The sequence below is a fragment of the Rhizocola hellebori genome, assembly GCF_016862955.1.
Classification (GTDB): domain Bacteria; phylum Actinomycetota; class Actinomycetes; order Mycobacteriales; family Micromonosporaceae; genus Rhizocola; species Rhizocola hellebori.
The window spans coordinates 1-20,793 of the sequence record NZ_BONY01000088.1; the positions used below are offsets into that span (position 1 = coordinate 1).

Genomic DNA, 20,793 nt, shown 5'->3' on the forward strand with positions numbered 1-20,793 from the left:
AAAATTGTTGGTGAAGCTGCTCAGATGGCCAAATCTCATCCGGGTAGCCTAGTTCGCGCCGAAGTCTGTGCAGAGCGACGATGGCGTACAGCATGCCAGGCACTGAGCTGGCAAGGCATATGCCGATGACAAGCGTGGGCAGGCGATCGCCAAACGTAGCCAATGGCGGCGATGGCGACGATGGGAAAGTGACTCATCGTGCCCCCGGTCGTTGGTCGGCAAACAGTAGCGCACGGGCTAAGTGTAGGTTTGCCTTGATGATCGATGAGACGGCGCTTGCTGAGGCGGTGCGGGCCGAGTTCGGGTTAAGGGTGCACGGCCTGACGCCGGGCGGGCGGGGTGCGCTCGGCCAGATCTGGCGGGCGCAGGTCGAGGGCGGTCCGGACGTGGCGGTCAAACTGCTGACCGAGAAGCCGTCAGAGTCGTTGGTGGCCAACGAAGTTGCCCATACCCAACGGATGGCCGGGTACGGCGTCGTGGTCGCGGCGAGCATGGCGGACCGAAGCGGCCGTTACCTGACTCCGGTGGCCGAGGGCTGGGTGCGGGTGTCGGAGTGGATCGACGGCACGGCACCGGATCCGGCCGATCCGCTGACGCCGCAGGCGCTGGGCGAAATGCTCGGCCGGATGCACGCCCACGCCGGTCCGGCGCCGGGGCAGCCGAGCGGCTGGTACACGCAGCCGCCGCCGATGGCGAAGCTGGTCAAGCTGGCCGCCACGGCGGAGCAGGGCGACGCGCGCTGGGCGGGCCGGCTCAACGCTCTCGTGCCCACGTGGCAAAGCCTGTCACAGATCAGAAAAGCACCGGGTGCGCTGGTTTGGTGCCACCGCGACCTGCATCCGGGCAACGTTCTGCGCACTGTGGCGGGCCGCTTTGCAGTGCTCGACTGGGAGTGTCTAGGCCCGGCCGACCCCGCACAGGAGTTGGCTTCGGTGTTGCTGCACTGGTTCGCCGACCATACCGGCGTGCTCGGCCCGCAGATCGACGCGTTCCTGGCGGCCTACCGGTCAGCAGGCGGAACAGGCATGCTCACGGCGATAGACGACTTCGCCATGCATCTCGCCACAAGACTGAACTTCCTTGCCCACGAACTCGAAACGGTCATCGATCCGCGAGCAGCGCTTGGCGACGTGCAGCGAGCGGTGGCGGAGATCGAGGAAACGGTGGAGTTCTTGCCGACTGTGGAAGTGCTCAAGCAGGCAGTCCCAAAGACATGAGCGTGGCGCGATCGATCGGCTCGAGCCGCACTCCGGCCACGGTGCAGGCATGTGCACCGGCGATGGCGCCGTATCGTACACAGATAGGAATCGGTTGTCCGGCAAGGAATCCGAAAAGGAATCCGGAGACGAAGGCATCGCCGGCGCCGTTCGAGTCGATGGCGGGAGCGGGCAGAGCGGCGGCCGGATATCTGCTGACCTCAGTGTCGCCACGGCACATGACGTAGCCGCCGTCCGCGCCATCCGTTCCCACGACCACGGCGGCGCGGCCGTGGTCCAGAATCCGGCGGATGGTGCTCTCCGGGTCGGCGAGCGCAGTCACCGAAAGAAAGACAACATCAGCCATAAAGGCAAATTGTGCTTGGTACTGGTGCAAGCCATCCCAATTGTGAAGGTCGACCGAGACGGTGGTTTCCAGCGCGCCCAGCGTTTCCAGGGCATGCTGGCAAGGATGGGTGATGGACACGTGGGTGTGCGCGGCAGCGCGAGCCAGCTGGGTGAGCAGCGCCTCGGGGAGGCGGTCGCCATCATCGGCGCGGCTGACGTCATAAAGCGATAGCCGCCGCCCGCTCGGGTCGACGAGATTGACCGCGCGTTTGGTGCCGGCCGCGGTGGGCACGGTGACCAGCCGGACCCCGTGGCGGTCATGAAGGGCGCGAACAAGGTCGCCCTCGGGGTCGTCGCCGAGCACGTCGAGATGCACTGTGCGCAGGCCGAGGGCGCTGAGCCCGAGCGCGACGCCGTCGCCGGTCTGCCCGGCCCGGGTTTCGATCGCCGGGACCATGTAGCTGTCGGCGTAGGCAAGCGGCAGCTGCGGCACGTAGACGATGGTGTCGACGCCGGCCCCGCCCAGTACCAGGACATCGTGTTCTTGCGGTTGCACCGGTAGACATTAGCGTATCCGCGAACATAGACATCGATCTTTGTGGGGACGAGGATCGGCAGCTATGGAGAAACGTTCCACGCGCCGCGCTTTCGTCTCAGCGGGCGCCGTGACCGCAGTGGCCGCCGCGGCGGCCCCGTTAGCCGCACCGGCCCAGGCCGCGGACGCCAACTCGGCGCCCGGCCCAGGCAGCCAGATCAAGCCCCAGCGCCCGGACAACGACCTCGTCCGGCTGCTCCGCGAGATCGACCATCGCCGTATCGAAGCGACCATCAACCGGCTTGTCGCCTTCGGCACCAGGCACACCCTGTCCACCCAGACCGACCCTGTACGGGGCATCGGCGCGGCCACCCAATGGGTTTTCGACGAACTTCAGGCCATCGCCGCCACCTCCGGCGGCCGGATGACCGTGGAGAAGCAATCGTTCGTGCAGCCGGTCGGTCCCCGGATCCCGGTGCCGACCACCATCACCAACGTCATCGCCACCCTGCGCGGGCAGACCAGCCCGCAACGGATCTACGCGGTCACCGGCCACCTCGACTCGCGGGTGACCGACATTCTCAACGCCACCAGCGACGCCCCGGGGGCCGATGACGACGGCTCGGGAGTGGCCGCGGTCATGGAACTGGCCCGGGTCTTCGCCACCCGGCCGACCGAAGCGACGATCATTTTCGGCGTCGTATCGGGGGAGGAGCAGGGGCTTTTCGGATCGGGATTCATGGCGTCGCAGCTCAAGGCCGCGGGGGCCGACGTGCAGGCCATGTTCTCCAACGACATCATCGGTGCCAGTAGCGCCTTTGACGGTACCCGGCCCAACCCGCACACCGTGCGCCTGTTCGTGGAGGGGGTGCCGACCGCCGAGACGGCCAACGAAGGCGCTATCCGCCGTGCCGTGGGTGGCGAGAACGATGGCCCGTCGCGTCAGCTGGGCCGGTTCGTGAAGTCGGTGGCGGAGAACCGCGAGACCGACATGGAGATCTGGCTGATCTGGCGGCGCGACCGCTATCTGCGTTCCAGCGATCACGTCTCCTACCTCACGCAGGGCTATCCAGCGGCGCGGTTCACCGAGCCGCGTGAGAACTTCAACCACGAGCACCAGGATGTGCGGGTGGTGGACGGGGTACAGTTCGGCGATCTGCCGGAGTTCTGCGACTTCCGCTACATCGAGCGGGTGGCGAAGGTCAACGCTTGCGCGCTGTGGTCGCTGGCGCAGGGACCGGGTACTCCGACGGGAGTCATCATCGACACCACGCAGCTGACGAACCTGACCGCCCTGCGCTGGCAACGCGGGACAGAGCCCGACCTCGCGGGCTACGAGGTGGTATGGCGCGACAGCACGGCGAACGACTGGACCAACGTGATCGCCGTCGGCGACGTGACCACGGCTACCATCGACCTGTCCAAAGACAACGTCCAATTTGGAATCAGGGCGGTCGACACCGACGGCCATCGCAGCCCCGTTGCCGCGCCGCGACCCGGCTGACCGCAGCGCAAAAGGCCGGCCCAGGGTGGATTCCCTGGGCCGGCCGCATTGCCTTGCTATCTCAGGCGGGCCGGAATCAGCCCGTGGCGCATCTGGTGTTGTTCAGCCTGAAGTTGACCGGTTTCGCATTGGTGAAGTTGTCCCATTGCGCGTTGAACCCGATTCCGTCGAGGCTGCCGTTAGCGCCGATCGTGCCATTGGTTGGCGTATTGACGACCCGCACATCTCTGCCGTTCGGCCCGCTCTGGGTGTAGGTGCCGTTCCACCTATCGGTGAAGGTCTGGCCGTTGGCGAACTGGAAGGTCAGCGTCCAGCCGTTGATCGGCGTCGGCGTGTTATTGAAGAGCCTCATGTTGACCTGGAACCCGCCACCCCAAGAGGTGGTCTGGGTGAAGTTGACCGTGCACGCCGGCGCGGGCAGGTCGTCTTCGTCCACCAGGAACACGTTGATAGCGGCTTCCTCGGCCAGGCCGGTGTTCGACGCGATGATCTGGCCAAGCGTGCGCTTGTAGTCGATGCCGTAGGTGTTGCGGATGTAGCTGAGCCCTTGGTCGTTGCCGAAGAAGAAGCGGTCGCCGTCGCGCAGCGCCTGGAACTGCTTGGTCCAGATCGCCAGCTGCAGCTCGCCGAACTCGGTACCAGGGATGTGCGGCTCGGCCAGCATGCCGACGAAGGCGTCGACGTTGTTGACGTTATTGCTGTAGATGCCCCGCAGGCGGGCGGCCACGGTGCTGCGACGTGTCTCTGAAGTCGCAATCTCGCTGCCGATCGCCTCCGCGCCGCCATCGATGTTGGCCAGAGCCAGGATGTCGAGGCTGTTGGGGTTGTCGATTCCGCTGCCGGCCGGGAACTGGTCGGTGGACTCGCCGGTGATCGCCGTGAATGACGTCTTGGCCGGCAGCCCGTAGGCCTGGCGCAGGGCGTTGTACTTCGGGATGCCGTGATCGCGGCCACGGGCCACGTCGATCGCACCGAGGTCGACAACGCCGTTGAAGCACGGCTCGAGGTTGGGCTCGAGGTCGCACAGCGGGTTGCCTGGCACCGGTACCTGGAAAAGAACACTCCGCAATTGGTTGTCGATTTGTTCGTCATTCTTGTACTGCGACTCGAGCAGGCTCAGGAACATGCCGTCGAGCTTGAGGCGCGGGAGTAACTCTGGATTGAAGAACGCGTTGTTCAGAGACACTGCGATCTCGACGTCCTCGCCGTCCACGACGACCTCGACCCCATGGTCCTCAAAGAATTGCAGATCCGCCGGAGTGTAGTTGTCCAATTCGGTCTCGAATTCGAACTCACCGTGAATCTGGCTGTGCACCCGGTAGCCGACGGCAGCGAACTCGTTGCTGACGGCCGGGTTCACACTCGGGTTGTAGCCGGTGTATTTCGGCAGCGCGACTCCCATCGAGGGAAGCCACTCGTTGTAGGTGATGTATTGCTGTTCGGCGATGACTATCCGCCGCGCGATCTGGAACTTGTCCTCTTCGCTCAGAGATGACGGAAGCATGGACACGATCCGGTTGTGTTCGCGTGCGAACAGTGTGTGCGTCGCGGTGAGCGCGATGTTTTCGTTGGCCCGTACGTCACCGGCGACCATCGCCGCGTTCGGGTTGGCAAGCAGGCGGCCGTCAATGGCCATCACCGGCGCGTTGGCAGGGTTGCCACGCGCGTCACGCCGCGGCAGGAAGTTGTTGGGCATCAACAGAGTTGCGCTGTTGTTGGCCGGGTTGCCATCCTGCGAGCCGTTGCGCAGCCAGTCCAGGCGGGCGTTCGTGCCGCCGTAGACGGAAAACGCATTGATGAGCGAACTGGTGGTGTTGTCCTGCTGCCGGGGATTTGCCGTGCTGGTACCTGAACCAGCAGTGGCATTGGTACGTGTCAGCGGAATGAAACCAACCGTATTGCTGAACGTCTCCAGGGGGTCGGCCGCGTTGAACGGAATGTTGAAGGTGGTGGCCGTCGATCCGGTCTCGGCGCGAAGGCCGAAGGTGTGATCGAGGAACTGGCCCCAAGTCCAGCCCCATTGGGTCACGCGTCGCTCGGAGAAGACGTTCTGGTTGGTGTCGCCGAAGATACGGTTGCTGACATAGCGGGCGTTCGGGCCGGTCTGTGGCGAACCCACATTGTCGCCGTAGGCGACGGGTGCGACCCGCGGATAGGGCCGGTTGGATTGTCCCCAAGTGGGGTTGGCGACATTGTTTCCGCCGCCGTCGAGACTGGCGACCGGGAACGGCACAGCGGCTTGCGCTGCGGGCATCGCGGATACGGTCGCCGCGACAGTCGCCGCAGCGACAATGCCGATGAGCACCTTGCGGGTCAACCGCTTCGGTTGAGCCGCTTGAATTGGGTCGATGCTACGATGTTTGGACATCATTTTCCTCCACACGGCTGGGCAAAAGGACGTGTGCGAGGCCCTGGCTTCTTCGTCGGCTGCTAACGGGTGGGCGCAAGACATGCAGCGTCCGTCGTCGGCTTTGGAGGGCAATTCCAAAGCGGACGACCCAAAGCTGGCGGAGAAGCTATGGGCTTCTTTGCGCTGTACTTGATGCCTCTCTCAGGACCCGATCGGCCGATTAAGCGTCGGCTCCTGAATTTTGGGACATGCGGGTTTGGGCTGATAGTGGGAGCGCTCCCTAGGCCTTTTGCCGCCATTCTTGACCCGTTCCAAGGTCGAGTCAATAGAGATAGATGAATTCTGTTGCCGGACGTTTTCGGTGGCGTTTCACCTGTGACGGTGTGAGTGCGCCCGGCAACATCAAGTGGAGTTGGTAAATATTCCTACCTAATCGAAAGCCGCGGGCCAGCAAAAATGTGAACGGAATTTAAAGCCTATAAAACCCATAGGAAATATCGCCCTTCTGGGTTAGGCTCCCCTTCATGAGCCGTTCCTTCCGTCGGCGCCGGCCGCAGTGACTGAGCACAATGGACTGACCGCGGTCGCGGATCCCCGGCTCGGCATTGACCCGCACCGGTTTCGGTCGGCGTTGCGCCGCCACGCCACCACCGTCACCGTGGTGACCGCCGCCGGCCCCCCGCCGGCCGGGTTCACCGCCACCTCCTTCACCTCCGTGTCGTTGCACCCGCAGCTGGTGGCCTTCAGCCTCGACCGGGCATCGTCGAGCTGGCCGGTGGTCGAGCGGGCCGGGCATGTCGCCATCCACCTCCTACGGGCCGGGCAGCAGGGCACTGCGCGGACTTTCGCCACCTCCGGCATAGACCGCTTCGCCGTTCATGGACGGTGGCGCCTGGGCCCCTACGGACTGCCGTTGCTGGAGAACCCGCTGGCGCTGCTGACCTGTTCGGTGGTGCAGCGGGTCGTGGCCGGAGACCACGTGCTGGTGCTGTGCCGCCCGGTCGCCGCGGAACACGGTGACGGAGAACCCTTGCTGTACCACATGGGCGGCTACGCGGCGGTGGCCCGATAACCAGCGCCCGGGGGCGGTGGTGCGGACGCTGTCGGGGGGAAGCGGTAACGTGCCGCGCATGTCCGAACCGACCCGGTGGACCGCCGATCAGGTGCTGGCGGTGGCGCCCGACCAGTCGTCGCTGGCCTCGGCCCGCAAGCTCGCCGGCTCCGCCGACTGGAGCTCGGTCGGGGTGGCGCAGCAGGCGCCCGTGCTGTGGGGGCTGTGCAAGGGAAGTGGCAAGAGTCCCTATCAGACCTGCGTCGACCTCACCGAGCCTGCCTATCGCTGTTCCTGCCCGAGCCGCAAGTTTCCGTGCAAACACGCGCTGGCCCTGCTGCTGAAGTGGTCGGCGGGCGCGGTGCCGGTGGATGAGCCGCCGGCCTGGGTGGAGGAGTGGCTGGAGTCCAGATCGGCGCGGGCGGCGAAGAAGGCGGAGAAGGTCGCCGCGCCGCGCACCGAAGCGCAGGAGCTGGCCGCGCAGAAGCGCGCCCAGTCGCGACACGACAAAGTGCTCTCGGGCGTGGCCGAGCTGCAGCAGTGGCTGTCCGATCAGGTGCGCAACGGCATCGCCGGGCTTGAGTCCGGTGGCTACCGCCATTTCGAGCCGGTCGCCGCGCGCCTGATCGACGCGCAGGCGCCGGGCCTCGCCGGGGCGGTGCGCAGGCTGGCCACCATCCCGAGTTCCGGGGCGGGCTGGGAGGAGCGCACGCTGGCGGAGATGTCCATGCTGCACCTGCTGGCCGGGGCCGCCGACCGGCTCGACACGCTGCCGCCAGACCTGGCCGCCACGGTCCGCAGCCGGCTGGGCCACCCGGTCACCACCGAGCAGGTGCTCGCGGGCGCGGCCGTGCGCGATGTGTGGCAGGTGATCGGCACCCGCGACCTCACCGAAGATCGGCTGGTGGCCCGGCGGGTCTACCTGATCGGCCGAGACACCGGAAGGGAAGCGCTGGTGCTGTCCTTCGCCGCGCCCGGCCAGGTGCTGTCGGCCGATCTGGTGGTGGGCACGTGCCTCGAGGCCGATCTCTGCTTCTATCCGGGCTCGTTCTCGCTGCGGGCGCTCGTGGCGAGCCGGCATGGCGCGCCAGAGCTGATGGTCGAGCCCGAAGGGTCCACTTCGGTGGCGGCGGCGCTCGACCGGCTGTCCCGGGCGCTCGGCGCGGACCCTTGGCTCATGTCGCTGCCGCTGCTGATCGACGGAGTGATCGCGCCGGGGGAAAGGTGGCACCTGGTCGATCCGTCCGGTGACGCGCTGCCCCTGGAGCCGGGCGTCGAGTGCTGGCGCTTTGTCGCCGCGGCGGGCGGGGCCGTCTCGAAGATCGCGGTCGAGTGGGGTCCGGCCGGGCTGGTGCCGCTGACGATGTTCCGTGACGGAGAGGTGCTGGCGGCATGACCGAAGCGCTTTGGCCGCAACTGCTTTCCAGCGCCCTGGTGGGCACCGGGCGCCGCCCGTGCCGGCCGTTGTCGGTGCCCGGTCCACTGGCGACAGTCCTCGGCGAGGCGCCGGCCGAGCTGGAGCCGCCGGGGTTGCTGTCGGCCACCGCCGCCCTCACCGTGGCGCGGCGGGCCGGGGCCATGCCCGTGCGGGTGCCGGTGCCCGATCCCGCGCCGCAGGAGACCGGCGAGGTGGCGCCGCACAAGGCTTCGGTTCGGCTCGGTCTGCTGCTGCTCGACGCTGGCAGCGATCATCGCCAGCGCCGATCGCTGCTGCGCGAGTGGCTGGAGCTGGCCCAGCAGCGAAATTTCCTAGCCGCGCCAAGGCATCTGAGCGCCCTGGTGGATGCCGCCACCGCCGATCCCACCCTGCGGCCGGCCGTCATCGCGGTCGGTGGGCTGCGCCTGGGCTGGCTCGCGGCGCAGGGCCCGGGGCGGTGGGCCTGGATAGAGCAGCCCGGGCCGTCGGTTCCCGACATTGACGAGTGGCACACCGGGCGCACCGCGGCCCGGGTGCGCTACCTGGAGTCGTTGCGCGCCAACGATCCCGCTCAGGGCGCAGCGCTGCTGGCGCAGGTGTGGCAGCAGGAGCGGGCCGCCGATCTGGCCGCGCTCATCGGCGCCTGCGCCGAAGGGCTGGGGGCCGAAGATGAGGTGTGGCTGGAAAGAGCGCTCGACGACAAGCGGGTGCAGATCCGCGAGGCGGCGGTGCAGCTGCTCGCGGCGATTCCCGGTTCGGCCTATCTGGCCCGGATGGCCGATCGGGCGCTCGCCTGCTGCCAGGTGACCGGCAGCGGTCAGCTCACGGTCACCCCGCCGGCGCAGTTCGATGCCGCCATGCGCCGCGATGCGCTGACCCAGAAGTCCCCGCAGGGCTGGGGCGAGCGAGCCTGGTGGCTGGTGCAGGTCGTGTCCGCGGCGCCGCTGAGGTGCTGGTCGGCTTTGGACAGCGATCCGGCCCGGCTGCTCGATTACCAGATCGGTGACGACTGGGCAGGCGTGCTGCGCGAGGGGTGGCTGCGCGCGACGGTCGCGCAACGCGATGAGGCCTGGGCGTTGCGGCTGTGCCGGTTGCCGGTGGTGCGCGGCGCCCATCTCACCGAGCTGGCCGCGATCCTGCCCGCAGGCACCCTGGCCGAGCTGGCCGGTGAAGCCCTGCGCCAGCAGACCGACCGGATAGCAGACCTGCTCAGCGCGGCGCCTCCGCCCTGGCCGCCCGCGCTGGCCGACGTGGTGATCGCCTGGCTCGACCGGTCCGCTGCCATCGATGACCCGGGCTGGTGGCACCTGCTCAATGTCATCGAGCGCAGCCTGCACCCGGCCGCGGTCAGCGCGGTCAACGAGATCCTGGCCCGCTGCGGCGAGGGACGCTATCGCGAGATCCTGGAAAGGCTCGCCTTGACTCTGCAAACCCGTTACGACATGCATCAGGAGTTCGCGTGACGATCACGACCGACACCCAGCCCGTGCTGCGCCCGCACGCCGAGCAGCTCTATGCCCACGAGCTCGCGGCGCTGATCGCCACCGACGATCTGCCGCGCCCGCCCGGCTGGCGCATGTCGCCGCAGGCGGTGGTGACCTATTTGCTTGGTGACGGCGACCAGATCAGCCCCAAGTACATCGGCCCGCGCCGGCTGATGGAGGTCGCCGTGGCGACCTTGGCCACCGATCGGGCGCTGCTGCTGCTGGGGGTGCCCGGCACGGCCAAGACATGGGTGTCTGAGCATCTGGCCGCGGCGATCAGTGGCGATTCCACACTGCTCATCCAGGGCACGGCCGGCACCCCCGAGGAAGCCATCCGCTACGGGTGGAACTACGCCCGGCTGCTGGCCGAAGGTCCCAGCCCGCAGGCGGTGGTGCCCAGCCCGATGATGCGCGCGATGCAGACCGGGGCCATCGCCCGGGTCGAGGAGCTGACCCGGGTGCCCTCCGACGTGCAGGACACCCTGATCACCATCCTGTCGGAGAAGGTGTTGCCCGTGCCGGAGCTGGGCAACGAGGTGCAGGCCATCAAGGGCTTCAACGTCATCGCGACCGCCAACGACCGCGACCGCGGGGTCAATGAGCTGTCCAGCGCGCTGCGGCGGCGCTTCAACACGGTGGTGCTCCCGGTTCCGTCCACAGTGGACGAAGAGGTGGACATCGTCGCCCGCCGGGTGGAATCCCTTGGCGCGGCGCTGGAGCTGCCCGCGGTGCCCGACTCCATCGCCGAGATCCGCCGGGCGGTGACGGTCTTCCGCGAGCTGCGGGAGGGGATCACCGGCGACGGGCGCACCAAGCTGAAGAGTCCCAGCGGAACCCTGTCCACCGCCGAAGCGATTTCGGTCATGACCAGTGGAATGGCGCTGGCGGCCCATTTCGGCGACGGGGTGGTGCGCGCCGCCGACGTCGCGGCGGGCATCCGGGGCGCGGTGGTGCGCGATCCGGTCTCCGACGCGGTGATCTGGCGTGAATATCTGGAGACGGTGGTAAGGGAGCGCGACGGGTGGCAGGACTTCTACCGCGCCGCTCGTGAAGCCGAATGAGCGTTCATCTGTTCGGCATCCGCCACCACGGGCCGGGCTCGGCGCGGGCCCTGGCCGTCGCGCTGGCGGAGCTCAAGCCCGACCTGATCCTGGTGGAGGGGCCGCCGGAGGCCGACGAGCTGGTGGCGCTGGCCGCCGACGAAGGGCTGCGCCCACCGGTCGCGCTGCTGGTCTACGGCACCCAGGAGGCCGAGAAGTCGGCGGCCTTCTGGCCCTTCGCGGTGTTCTCGCCGGAGTGGCAGGCCATCCGCTACGCGGTGGCGCAGGATGTCCCGCTGCGCTTCTGCGACCTGCCGGCCGCCTACAAGCTCGGCCCGCGCGTCGCCAAGCCCGAGCTGGACGAGGAGCACTTCGACCCGATCGCCGGGCTGGCCGAGGCCGCCGGATATGAGGACGCCGAACGGTGGTGGGAGGACGTCATCGAGCACCGGAGCGACGGGCTCTCCCCGTTCGAGGCGGTGGCCGAGGCGATGACCGCGGTGCGCGAGCAGCACCCCGGCATCCGCTACGACCTGATTCGCGAAGCCTATATGCGCCAGGTGTTGCGGGCCGCCCTCAAGCAGGGACACGAGCGGATAGCGGTGGTCTGCGGGGCGTGGCACGTGCCGGCCCTGGCCGAGCCGCTGCCCTCGGCCGGTGCCGACGCGGCTCTGCTCAAGGGCCTGCCCAAGGTGGCGGTCAGCGCGACCTGGGTGCCGTGGACGCATGGGCGGCTGGCCCACTGGACAGGCTACGGCGCGGGAGTCGCTTCGCCGGGCTGGTACCACCACCTGTTCCACGCGGCCGACCGGCCGGTCCACCGCTGGCTGGTCCGGGTCGCGGGAGTGCTGCGCGAGCAGGACATCCCGGTGTCCAGCGCGCACGTCATCGAGGCGGTCCGGCTGGCGCAAACCCTTGCTGTGCTTAGGGGCCGGCCCCTACCCGGGCTCGCCGAGCTGACCGAGGCCACCCGATCGGTGCTGTGCGAGGGCGATGAGACCCGGCTCGCCCTGGTGCAGTCCCGGGTCGTGGTGGGGGAGCTGCTGGGTGAGGTTCCGCCGGACACGCCCGCGGTGCCGCTGGCGCGCGATGTGGCCGCCGCGCAGAAGCGGCTGCGGATGCCGCCGCAGGCGCTCGCCCGCGATCTCGACCTCGATCTGCGCAAGCCACTGGATCTGGAGCGCAGCAAGCTGTTGCACCGGTTGCGGTTGCTCGCGGTGCCGTGGGGCCAGCCGCAGGAACGCCGCGCGGGCAAGGGGACCTTCTGGGAGTCTTGGCAGCTGGCCTGGCAGCCCGAGTTCGCGGTCGATCTGATCGTGGCCAGCGCCTTCGGCACCACGGTCGCCGGGGCGGCCGCCGCGAAGGTGGCTGAGACAGCGGCAGAAGCCGATCTGCCTGGCGTCACCGAGCTGTTGGAGGCCTGCCTGCTCGCCGATCTGGCCGAGGCGCAGCCGGCCGTGCTCGACGCGCTGAACCGGTGCGCCGCCATGGACACCGACGTGGTGCACCTGATGTCGGCCATTCCGGCGCTGGCCCGCACGCTTCGCTACGGCGATGTGCGCGGCACCGGCGTCGACGCGCTGATCCCGGTGCTCAGCGGTCTGGTCACCCGGGTGCAGCTCGGCCTTCCCGGCGCGCTGTCCGGGCTCGACGACGAGGCGGCCAAGGCGCTGGCACATGCCCTGGATCAGGTGCAGGAGGCGGTGCGGCTGCTCACCGATCGGCTTGAGCTGCGCGACGAGTGGCTGGCGACCCTGCTCGGGCTGGTCGACCGGCCCGACGTGACCGGCCTGGTGGGCGGGCGGATGCTGCGGATCCTGCGCGACGAGGGCCGGCTCAGCGCCGATGAGGTGCAGATCAGGCTCGCTCGCACGCTCAGCGTCGGGGTGCCCTCCGCCACCGCGGCGGCGGTGGTCGAGGGCTTCATCGGCGGGGGCGGGCTGGTTCTGGTACACGATGAGGCGCTGTTGGGTTTGATCGACCGATGGCTGAGCGAGCTTGCCGCTGACAGTTTCACCGACGTGCTTCCTTTGCTGCGGCGCACTTTCGCCACCTTCGCCGCGCCCGAGCGGCGCACCATCGGGCAGCGGGTGCGAAATCTGGGCGGCGCTACGGCGCGGTCCGGGTCCGAGCAGGACGATCTGGCCGGTCTCGACCTCGATCGGGTGGCGATGGTGCTGCCCACCCTCAAACTGTTGCTAGGGAGCCAAAGTGAGTGACGAGCGGCTGCGCCGGTGGCGGCTGGTGCTGGGCGGTGAAGGCGGCCACGACGGCACCGGGGTTTCCCTGTCCGGCACGGATCAGGGCATGGATGCGGTGCTGGCCGCGCTTTATCGGGAGGGCGACGCCGGAAGTGGCGGCGGGCGCCGGGCGGGGCTGGGGGCATCGGCGCCGAATGTGGCGCGCTGGCTGGGCGACATCAGGCAATATTTTCCGGCCACCGTGGTGCAGGTGATGCAGGCCGACGCCATCGAGCGGCTCAACCTGACCCGGCTGCTGCTGGAGCCGGAGATGCTGGAGGCGGTCGAGCCCGACGTGCATCTGGTCGGCACCCTGCTCTCGCTCAACAATGTGTTGCCGGCCAAGGCTCGCAGCACAGCGCGCGCCGTGGTGGGAAAGGTGGTGGCCGAGCTGGAGCGGCGCATCGCGCAGAAGACCCGTTCCGCGGTCACCGGCGCGCTCAACCGGGCGGCGCGGATCAACCGGCCCAAGCATCGAGAAATCGATTGGAATCGCACCATCCGGGCCAACCTCAAGCATTACCAGCGGTCGCATCGCACGATCGTGCCGGAGCGCCTCATCGGCTATGGGCGCGCCGCGCGTGCGGTGCAGCGCGACGTGGTGCTCTGCATAGACCAATCGGGCTCGATGGCTGCCTCGGTGGTCTATTCAGGGGTGTTCGGGGCGGTGCTGGCCTCGATGAAGAGCCTGAAGACTTCACTGGTGGTCTTCGACACGGCAGTGGTCGACCTGACCGATCAGCTGCACGACCCGGTCGAGGTCCTCTTCGGCACCCAGCTCGGCGGGGGGACGGACATCAATCGCGCCATCGCCTACTGCCAGGGGCTGATCGGCCGTCCCCGGGACAGCATCTTCATCCTCATCAGCGACCTCTACGAGGGCGGGGTGCGCGACGAGATGCTGCGCCGGGTGGCCGCGATGACCGGAGCCGGAGTGCAGGTGATCGTGCTGCTTGCCCTCTCCGACGAGGGCCGGCCCAGCTTCGATCATGAGAACGCGGCAGCTCTTGCCGCGCTCGGCGTCCCAGCCTTCGCCTGCACTCCGGACGCATTCCCCGATCTGATGGCGGCCGCGATAGAAAGGCGCGACATCAAAGGTTTCGCAGAGAAACTTCAGCGGTCTCAGGCGTGACGCTGGGGCCGCGCGGGCAGGGTGAAGCGCCAATGCTGCGCCCTGTACATCGGAATGATGGTGTCCACCGCGTCGACGGTCTGACTGCGGTCACCACCGCCGTCGTGGAGCAGGACAACGGCTCCGGGGGTGATGCCCTCGGTCAGCCGGCGCACCAGCTCCGGTGTGCCCGGCGTTTCCCAGTCGGCCACGGCCAGCCGCCATCCCAGCGGCTGCATGCCAAGGCGGGCAGCCACCGTGGGGGTCTGGCCCCAGCTGCCGAAGGGAGCGCGGAAGTAGGGGATGCGGACGCCCGGCGCGGCCAGCCTGATCGCCGCGCTGGTCTGGAGAAGGTCCGCTTCGATCTGGGCCGGGGTCCACGCGCCCATGTCGTCATGATGCATGCCGTGGTTGCACAGGGTGTGTCCCTGAGCGGCGATGGCCCGGACCACCTTGGGGTGCTCGACGACATGGTCGCCCCAGAGGCAGAAGACGGCCTTGACCCGATGTTGGCGCAACACCGAGAGCAGCCGCAGGGTGTCCGCCGGGTTCGGGCCGTCGTCGAAGGTGAGGCTGACGACGTTGCCATGGCCTCGCGCCGTATCGATGATGTCCGCAGTGGCCAAAGGCGCTTGCGCATATGCTGTTCCGCTTGCCAGTCCAATCACGCCCAACACCGCGATCGCCTGCAGCAGCCGACGAATCATGCGGCTAGTCAGAATCATTTTGCCTTTACCTCCCGGAATTCTATGGGGTGGTGACGGCGTGGCGTTAGCCGACTTAATGGGCCGGCCGCCGGGAGCGGTGGCGGCCGGCCCGCCTCCAGCTGCGCCCCATTCGCGAACCTCATTGTTGCCAGCGTATTTCAGCGCGGTCAACGACTTCCGGACAAGTATCGGTACATGGAAGTATTTATGATTATTTGGTACGCAGACAGGGACCAGCTTGCCCGGGCATGGCAAGCCGATCCCTGTCGCTTTGGCCTGTGCTACCTACGCGGTGACTGCGGAATACGCGGCAGCACGTGCGGTGCCCCGGCGTAGACCAGGTCGGCCTTGACGGTTTGGTAGGCCTTCTTCGGTTGGTAGTTCTCGTCGTAGAGCGTGGCGAGTCCCTCTGGCGGGTTGGTGAACCAGGTCGGAACCCACGAGTGTTTGTCGGTGAAACCCCATACCGTGAACGACAGGCAGTGGCGGTTGGACAGACACGCCTGCAGCAGCACGCTGTAGTTGAATGCCGACGCCTGCACGCGCGGGTTGATCTCGTTGCTGTCGCCGGCCTGCACCCCAGCTGTCATCTGGCTGCGCGCATCCACCTCGGTGAACGCCGTCGCCAAACCGAGGCTGGAGAACTGATTGAGCGCGTCGGCCACCGCGAAAGCGTCGTAGTTGCCGTACTGGGTGCCCAGATGACCCTGGCTGCCCACCCCGTCGATCGGCACACGGTTGTCCCGCAGCTGCTTGACCATGTCATAGACAAACTGCGTCTTGTCTGAGCTGTCGCGGGCGCCGAAGGCCTCGATGTTGTAGTCGTTGTAGAACAGCAGCGCCTTGGAGTCGGCCGCGCGGGCCCAGCGGAACGCGTCGGCGATGTAGCCGGCGCCCAGCTGCTGTGCCCAGAAGCCCTTGAGGTGAATGGCGGGCGGGCTGTCCCACGGGTCGCTGACCGCCTCGTTCACCACATCCCACTGCCAGATCTTGCCTTTGAAGTGGGTGACCACGTTGGTGATGTGATTGCGCAGCAAGCCGCGCAGCTCCTCGGTGCCGATGGTGCCGTTGGCGACGCCGCTGGTGAGCCAGCTGGGCAGCTGGTTCTGCCATACCAGGACGTGACCGCGAACCAGCTGGCGGTTCTGCCGGGCGAAGTCGATCAGCTGATCGGCGGGACCCCAATTGTAGGTGCCCCGGGTCGGCTCGAGCGACTCCCATTTCATGACGTTCTCCGCGGTGACCGTGGAGAACTCGGAACCGACCAGGGCCCTGTACTGCGGATCGTTGGCATCGTTGAGCGCGGCCATGTCCACGGCGGTGCCGATGTAGAGGCGATGCCGTTCGCCGAGCGCGCGCAACGTCTGTTCCGACGGTTTGGTCCAGTTGCCCGCTGAAGCTGGCATCACGTTCAGCAGGGCGGCACTTATCAGAGCGGTCGCGCCGGCGGCGATCCACTTCTTCATCTTCATGCGCATCCTTTCCACTCAAAGAGAACTTCGGGTCAAAGGACTTTCAGTGTTCGAGATACGTGGCGTAGTCAAAGTCGGCGTAGGCACCGTCGGCGCCGAGATCCTGCACCCACAGGCCGAGGAACGCCCCGGTGAAGCCCCAGGCGGCCGGTTCGCCGTCGACCACGCGCGCGGCGTGTTCGTCGGACAGGATGGTGGCGTCGAGATTGAGTGGCAGCTCCTGCCAGCCGTCCGGAGTGGTGGCATAGGCGAATCGCAGCACCGGCCCGTCAAAGGTGACCCGCAGCCGGATTCGCTTGGCGTGGCTGACATCCACGGTCACCTCTGGGTGGCCGTGGCGGTGGCCGCTGTTGGAGCTGAGCACCTCCAGCACCTTGCGGCCGTCATCGGCCCGGGTGACGTAGGCGTAGTGCCAGTTGGCCGTGTTGTAGTAACCGGTGACGCCGGCCAGCTGGCGATGGTCTTCCGGATCGAATTCCAGCTCGGTTTCCAGCGTGCAGCCGGTGGCGCCCACCCGCCTGGCGATCAGGCTCGGGGTCTGCTTGCCGACCGGCGACTGTCCACCGTAGATGCGAAGGTGCGACGGCCTTTGCTGCAGGTTCGCCCAATCCGGGGTGGCCGGGCGGCGCAGGCTGGACCAGGCGGCCCCCAGCTCGGGGTCGTCGAAGTGGTCGGTCTCCGGCTCGTCGGGCCACGGGTGCGCGGGCAGGTCGGGGGCGGGCACCTCATCGGCGGGTACCCCACCGGCGATGCTCGGCCAGCCGTCGGCCGGCCATTGCACCGCCTGGATAGCGGTTTCCCGGCCCAGCACGCAGTTGCCCAGCGGGGTGTACGGCCGGGCCACCAGATGCGCCAGGTACCACTGGCCCTTCTGGGTCTGCACCAGGCTGGCGTGACCGGCCTTCTGCAGACGCAGCTCCGGCCGGCCGACCGAGGTGAGCAGCGGCCCGGACGGATCCACCTGGTACGGCCCGTGCAGGTTGCGGGAGCGGGCGATGGTGACCTGGTGCTCCCAGCTGGTCCCGCCTTCCGCGGTGACCAGGTAGTACCACCCGTCCCGGCGGTAGATGCGCGGCCCCTCGGTGAGCCCGGCATCGGTGCCCTGGAAGATGATCTGCGCCTTGCCCACCAGCGTTCTGCGGGCCCGGTCGTAACGCTGGATCTCGATGCCGCCGAACCGGTTGTTGCCGGGTCGCCAGTCAGCGCTCATGGCCAGCAGCCAGGTGGCGCCGTCGTCATCGTGAAAAAGTGAGGCGTCAAAGCCGTGTGCGTGCAATCGCACCGGGTCTGACCAGGGGCCGGTGATGTCCGGCGCGGTGATGAGGTAGTTCTGCGGATCCCAGTAGCCGCTCGCGAAACTGGCTACGTCGCTGTAAACCAGGTAAAACGTTCCGTCCACATAGGATAGATCGGGTGCCCACACTCCGTTGGAGTCGCCGCAACCGCGCAGATCGAGCAGACGCCGCTCGTTGATGATGCCACCGATCGGCCGCCAGTTCACCAGGTCCCGCGAGTGGTGCAGGCGAACCCCCGGGTACCACTCGAAGGTCGAGGTGGCCAGGTAGTAGTCGTCGTCAACCCGCAAGATCGAAGGGTCCGGGTGGAAGCCGCTGAGGATCGGGTTGCTGATCGACCGCGCAGCGGTGGCCATATCGGCGATGTCGGTCGACATAAGCGTCTCCTTAAGAGCAAGCCCTTCCGGTATAGTTCCGGAAATTTGCCACATGATTCTGCAGAATTCTCGCCCAAGGTATCGGGAGGCGGCGGGGGACACAACCCTTGACCTATGCCGTTTAAACGCCGTAACCTGCCCGCCATCGAATAAATATGTTCCGGCACCCCAGCGAAAGTTTCGGATACGCTTACCCGTGTCTGAAGCGGTCCGTCCAGGAAGGAGCGATCGGATGCCGGTAGAGGAGAGCCCAAGGATCACCGTGGCGGCCATCGCGCAGCTGGCTGGCGTCTCGGTACCCACGGTGTCGCGAGTGATCAATGGACGTTCCGACGTCTCGGCGCAAACCCGTGACCGTATAGAGGAACTGCTCGCCAAGCACGGCTACCGGCGGCGTCCCCCGGCGGCGCGACCCAGCTCGGGCCTGATTGACCTCGTCTTCAACGACCTGGACAGCCTCTGGGCCGTGGAGATCATCCGTGGGGTGGAGGACGTCGCGCACGCAGCCGGCGTGGGCACGGTGGTTTCCGCGATCCACCGCCGCTCCTCCTCGGCCCGGCAATGGCTCAACAACATCCGCGCCCGCGCCACCGAAGGCGTCATCTTCGTGATGTCCACTCTGGAGCCGCCGCTGCAGGAGGAGTTGCGCCGCTTCAACATTCCCGTCGTCATCGTGGACCCGGCCGGGGTCCCACCACAGGAGGCGCCCACCATCGGCGCGGCCAACTGGGCCGGCGCCATGAGCGCCACCGAATACCTGATTTCATTGGGGCACAAGCGAATCGGCTTCATCGCCGGTCCGCCGCAGCTGATGTGCAGCCGGGCCCGGCTCGACGGGCACCGGGCCGCTCTGCAGGCCGCGCAGCTGCCGCTGGACGACAGGCTCATCTATCCGGGCAACTTCTACCACGAGGCGGGATTCGCGGGCGGAACCCATCTGCTGAACCTCGCCGATCCGCCCACGGCCATCTTCGCCTCCAGCGACCAGATGGCCCTCGGCGTGTACGAGGCGGTGCGCCGCCGTGGGCTGCGGGTGCCCGACGACATCAGCGTCGTCGGCTTCGACGACCTTCCCGAGGTGCGCTGGTCCTCACCACCACTGACCACCGTGCGTCAGCCGCTGGCCGAAATGGGGGTATTGGCGGCCCGAACGGCCCTGCGGCTGGCGCGCGGCGAAAAGATCGAAAGCCCCCGCCTCGAGCTCGCCACCGAGCTGGTCATCCGAGACAGCGCCGCACCACCGCGGTGAGCCGTGGTGGTGCGGTGCTGGACGCTTAGCAGTTACGCCAAGGGCCGGTGATGGCCAGCACGTAACCGGGGCTCTGGATGTTCACGAACAGGATCTTGTTCTCGTGGCTGAACGCCGGCCCTGCGAACTCGCTTTCATTGAGTTCGTTGCGCGCCAAGGCAAACGCGTCGCCTCGGGCGCTGACGCCGACCAAATGCGACAGGCCCTCGCCGTCCTCGGCCAGGATCACGCCGCCGTAGGGGGAGACGGTGATGTTGTCCGGACCGTCGAAGTTGCCCTCGACCGAGGGGTCGGGGTTGACGCCGAAGATGGTCACCAGCTCGATCGTCTCGTGCTGGGGGTCGTAGAACCAGACCTGGCCGTCGTGCTCGTTGACGCTGCCGTCGGTGTGCCGGGCGAAGCTGGCGACAAAGTAGACGCCGCCGTTGGCCCACCATTGGCCTTCGAGTTTGCGGCTGCGGGTGACCTGGTCATCGGTGAACTGCTTGCGCACCGAAACGGTGGTGGCGAGCCGGTCGGGGACGTCCACCCACGACGCTTTGTACTTCGTGCCGGGGGCGGTGGCCAGGGACAGGTCGGCGATGTGCACACCGCGCTGGGAAGCCTTGAGCGCCTGCAGCTTTCCGGCGGTGTCGCCGCCCGTGCCGAGCGCAAGTGTGCGAAGTGCTCCCGGCCGGCCATGGAAGTGCTTTGGCGGCACCCAACGGAAAAAAAGCCCATTGGGGCCGCTGGCGTCCTCGGTCAGGTAGATCTCGTCGTTGTGCGGGTTGACCGCGACCGCCTCATGGGCATAGCGGCCCAGGAACTTCAGCGGGACCGGATTGAGGTTGCGCTGCGCGTCGAAGGGGTCGACCTCGAACACCCAGCCGTGGTCGAACTGCAGCGCGCCACCCGCGCGGGCCTCGGTCTCCTCGCAGGTGAGCCAGGTGTTCCAGGGGGTTATCCCGCCGGCGCAGTTGTTATGGGTACCGGCGAGGCTCACATACTCGCGGATCCTGTTGCCGTCCCGGTCCACGTCGATGTTGGTGGTGCCACCGCGCGCACCCGGGTCGAAGACGTAACCGGCCAGAGCCGGAACGCCTGGCGTCTCGGATCCGCCGATCTCATGGTTGTTGACGATGGTGTGCCCGCGGCGTCCCTTGAACACGCCGTTGGCGTCCGGGTCGGCCGGGCTCGCCTCGCCGGTCTCCAGCAGCGTGACACCGGCCTGAGCGACGATCTTGTATGAGAAGCCCGCGGGCAGCGCGAGCAGCCCGGCCGGGTCGGGGATGAGCGGGCCGTAGCCGGTGAGCGGGGCCTGCGCATAGGCAGGACCGGCGATAGCGTCGATGCTTCCGGCGATCGCGATGCCAAGGCTGCTCAACGCCCCGGCCCGAATGAGGTTGCGTCGTGAAAGTGGTGTGGTCACACTCGTCAT

At 67.6% G+C, this 20,793-nt stretch carries 15 protein-coding genes; 9 read left to right on the forward strand and 6 right to left on the reverse strand.

Annotated features, from left to right (window positions below; translation table 11 throughout):
* Window positions 1-257 precede the first annotated feature (257 nt).
* Window positions 258-1,217 carry a phosphotransferase enzyme family protein gene (locus Rhe02_RS41160; protein ID WP_203913942.1) on the forward strand — a complete coding sequence of 320 codons (960 nt, stop codon included), beginning with the start codon at window positions 258-260 and terminating at the stop codon, window positions 1,215-1,217.
* On the opposite strand, the gene Rhe02_RS41165 is transcribed toward Rhe02_RS41160, so the two are convergent.
* The gene (locus Rhe02_RS41165) at window positions 1,192-2,100 is read right to left on the reverse strand and encodes a PfkB family carbohydrate kinase (RefSeq protein ID WP_203913943.1); all 909 of its coding nucleotides are present in this window, start codon (window positions 2,098-2,100) and stop codon (window positions 1,192-1,194) included. The genes Rhe02_RS41160 and Rhe02_RS41165 overlap by 26 nt on opposite strands.
* A gap of 64 nt (window positions 2,101-2,164) precedes the next feature.
* On the opposite strand from Rhe02_RS41165, the gene Rhe02_RS41170 reads away from it, so the two are divergent.
* On the forward strand, window positions 2,165-3,583 hold the full coding sequence (locus Rhe02_RS41170; protein ID WP_203913944.1) for a M28 family metallopeptidase: 1,419 nt from the start codon (window positions 2,165-2,167) through the stop codon (window positions 3,581-3,583).
* Window positions 3,584-3,659: 76 nt separating this feature from the next.
* Here the strand turns inward: Rhe02_RS41170 and Rhe02_RS41175 are convergent, their stop codons facing one another.
* Complete coding sequence (locus Rhe02_RS41175) at window positions 3,660-5,951, reverse strand: peroxidase family protein (protein ID WP_203913945.1); 2,292 nt, start codon at window positions 5,949-5,951, stop codon at window positions 3,660-3,662.
* A gap of 538 nt (window positions 5,952-6,489) precedes the next feature.
* On the opposite strand from Rhe02_RS41175, the gene Rhe02_RS41180 reads away from it, so the two are divergent.
* The 6 genes from Rhe02_RS41180 to Rhe02_RS41205 are packed head-to-tail and all read left to right on the forward strand — an operon-like array spanning window position 6,490 to window position 14,297.
* The gene (locus tag Rhe02_RS41180) at window positions 6,490-7,005 is read left to right on the forward strand and encodes a flavin reductase family protein (RefSeq protein ID WP_373320780.1); all 516 of its coding nucleotides are present in this window, start codon (window positions 6,490-6,492) and stop codon (window positions 7,003-7,005) included.
* A 58-nt stretch (window positions 7,006-7,063) separates the two neighbouring features.
* Entirely contained in the window at window positions 7,064-8,380 is a 1,317-nt protein-coding gene (locus Rhe02_RS41185) for an SWIM zinc finger family protein (protein ID WP_203913946.1), read from the forward strand.
* The gene (locus Rhe02_RS41190; protein WP_203913947.1) at window positions 8,377-9,864 is read left to right on the forward strand and encodes a DUF5691 domain-containing protein; all 1,488 of its coding nucleotides are present in this window, start codon (window positions 8,377-8,379) and stop codon (window positions 9,862-9,864) included. The genes Rhe02_RS41185 and Rhe02_RS41190 overlap by 4 nt, the downstream gene beginning before the upstream one ends.
* Entirely contained in the window at window positions 9,861-10,946 is a 1,086-nt protein-coding gene (locus tag Rhe02_RS41195; protein ID WP_239124378.1) for an ATP-binding protein, read from the forward strand. The genes Rhe02_RS41190 and Rhe02_RS41195 overlap by 4 nt, the downstream gene beginning before the upstream one ends.
* On the forward strand, window positions 10,943-13,144 hold the full coding sequence (locus Rhe02_RS41200; RefSeq protein ID WP_203913948.1) for a DUF5682 family protein: 2,202 nt from the start codon (window positions 10,943-10,945) through the stop codon (window positions 13,142-13,144). The genes Rhe02_RS41195 and Rhe02_RS41200 overlap by 4 nt, the downstream gene beginning before the upstream one ends.
* Complete coding sequence (locus Rhe02_RS41205) at window positions 13,137-14,297, forward strand: VWA domain-containing protein (protein ID WP_203913949.1); 1,161 nt, start codon at window positions 13,137-13,139, stop codon at window positions 14,295-14,297. The genes Rhe02_RS41200 and Rhe02_RS41205 overlap by 8 nt, the downstream gene beginning before the upstream one ends.
* On the opposite strand, the gene Rhe02_RS41210 is transcribed toward Rhe02_RS41205, so the two are convergent.
* The 3 genes from Rhe02_RS41210 to Rhe02_RS41220 all read right to left on the reverse strand — a co-directional run bounded on the left by Rhe02_RS41210 (window position 14,288) and on the right by Rhe02_RS41220 (window position 18,127).
* Window positions 14,288-15,001 (reverse strand): polysaccharide deacetylase family protein, encoded by a 714-nt coding sequence (locus Rhe02_RS41210; RefSeq protein WP_239124379.1) that lies wholly within the window; start codon window positions 14,999-15,001, stop codon window positions 14,288-14,290. The two genes, Rhe02_RS41205 and Rhe02_RS41210, sit on opposite strands and share 10 nt — an antisense overlap.
* A gap of 263 nt (window positions 15,002-15,264) precedes the next feature.
* Window positions 15,265-16,455, reverse strand: coding sequence for an endo-1,4-beta-xylanase (locus tag Rhe02_RS41215; RefSeq protein WP_203913950.1), 1,191 nt, complete (start codon window positions 16,453-16,455; stop codon window positions 15,265-15,267).
* A 43-nt stretch (window positions 16,456-16,498) separates the two neighbouring features.
* A complete protein-coding gene (locus Rhe02_RS41220) occupies window positions 16,499-18,127 on the reverse strand; it encodes a glycoside hydrolase family 43 protein (RefSeq protein ID WP_203913951.1) in 1,629 nt (542 codons plus the stop codon).
* A gap of 232 nt (window positions 18,128-18,359) precedes the next feature.
* On the opposite strand from Rhe02_RS41220, the gene Rhe02_RS41225 reads away from it, so the two are divergent.
* Complete coding sequence (locus tag Rhe02_RS41225) at window positions 18,360-19,376, forward strand: LacI family DNA-binding transcriptional regulator (RefSeq protein ID WP_203913952.1); 1,017 nt, start codon at window positions 18,360-18,362, stop codon at window positions 19,374-19,376.
* 25 nt (window positions 19,377-19,401) lie between these two features.
* Here Rhe02_RS41225 and Rhe02_RS41230 read toward each other — a convergent pair whose 3' ends face one another.
* Complete coding sequence (locus Rhe02_RS41230) at window positions 19,402-20,784, reverse strand: alkaline phosphatase PhoX (protein WP_239124380.1); 1,383 nt, start codon at window positions 20,782-20,784, stop codon at window positions 19,402-19,404.
* Window positions 20,785-20,793 lie beyond the last annotated feature (9 nt).